This is a genomic window from Methylobrevis pamukkalensis (genome assembly GCF_001720135.1).
GTDB lineage: Bacteria > Pseudomonadota > Alphaproteobacteria > Rhizobiales > Pleomorphomonadaceae > Methylobrevis > Methylobrevis pamukkalensis.
Genome location: NZ_MCRJ01000266.1, coordinates 1 through 1134, shown reverse-complemented (window position 1 = coordinate 1134; position 1134 = coordinate 1). Strand labels below are relative to the sequence as shown.

The window sequence follows — 1134 nt, the reverse complement described above, 5'->3', positions numbered from 1 at the left end:
TTTCGGGTTGCTCGCAAGAAAACCCGCCGGGACCCTGCGGGTTGCGGCATCGCATATTGAGGGTGTCGGCTTTGGCGCCCGCGACCTCCGGCCTCCGCGCCCCTCACCCCCGCTTGGTCTTCTTCTCGCCGTCGGCGAGTTCCTTCCAGCGGTCGACCTGGGACATCATCGATTTCAGGTAGGCGATGTTGGCGGCGGCCTGCTCGGGGTCGAGCTCGTTGCGGGCCACGGCTTCGGCCTCGCCGTATTTGCCCTGCAGGCCGAGCACGAGGGCGAGGTTCTGGCGGATGCGGCTGGTTGCCTTCGGTTGGCTGGCGGCGCGGCGCAGGGTCAGTTCGGAATTGTCGAGATCGCCGGCCAGAAGGTAGCTGAGGCCGAGGTTGTTCAGCACCGACGGCTCGTCGGGCACGATCGACAGCGCGCGCAGGTAGATCCGGCGGGCGGCGTCGCCCTGGCCGATCTGGTCGAGGATCGCGCCTTCGGCCGAGAGCAGCGCCCAGTCGGGGCGGTCGGCGCGCTGGGCGCCGCGGATCACCGTCAGCGCCTGCTGGAAGCTGCCGTTGGCCGCCAGCGCCTTGCCGTAGGAGGCCGACATGGCGCGGTCGTCTTGAACTTGATCATGCCCTTTTCGAGCACGGCGACTGCCTGGTCCACCCGTCCGTCCAGCCGCAGGGCGGCGGCATAGTTGAGGATGGTGGTGCGGTCGTCCGGGTTCTTGTCGTAGCGCTGGCCCCAGGCGCGGGCGGCCTGGTTGATCTGCGCCGGCGAGAGACCGGCCGAGGAGGTGACCGAGGCCCCGCCATGGGTGCCGATCGCCTGGCCCTGGGTGGCGCAGCCGGCCAGCGCCGTCGCCGCCGCAAGCGGCAGCAGGAGGGCGAGCGCACGAAGGCGCGGCGAACGCGGGGAGGGGATCGACGGGCGGCGCATGGGCAGGGCTCCGGGGCCGGAACGACGGGTGTCGCGACTGGGGTCGCAAGGGCTTTTCGTCCCTCATTCGTAGTCCGTTAACCCTAACGGTCGGTTAACCGGCCTCGGGCCTCGCCGGTCCTCGCTGTGCCGCCGCCCCATCTTCGCCCCGTTGCATCGCCCCGTTGCTTCGCGAACATCGCCGGTCCATCATCCGCGCCGACCGCC

General features: G+C 70.4%; 2 protein-coding genes. Both read right to left on the bottom strand.

From position 1 onward, the window contains the following. Window positions 1-103 precede the first annotated feature (103 nt). The gene (locus A6302_RS26390) at window positions 104-595 is read right to left on the bottom strand and encodes a tetratricopeptide repeat protein (RefSeq protein WP_425349190.1); all 492 of its coding nucleotides are present in this window, start codon (window positions 593-595) and stop codon (window positions 104-106) included. After that, window positions 538-927, bottom strand: coding sequence for a hypothetical protein (locus tag A6302_RS26385; RefSeq protein ID WP_425349189.1), 390 nt, complete (start codon window positions 925-927; stop codon window positions 538-540). The genes A6302_RS26390 and A6302_RS26385 overlap by 58 nt, the downstream gene beginning before the upstream one ends. Window positions 928-1134 lie beyond the last annotated feature (207 nt).

Excerpts from the sequence above, each read along its gene's own strand:
- A6302_RS26385 (WP_425349189.1), bottom strand. The coding sequence starts at position 927 with ATGCGCCGCCCGTCGATCCCCTCCCCGCGTTCGCCGCGCCTTCGTGCG.
- A6302_RS26390 (WP_425349190.1), bottom strand. The coding sequence starts at position 595 with ATGTCGGCCTCCTACGGCAAGGCGCTGGCGGCCAACGGCAGCTTCCAG.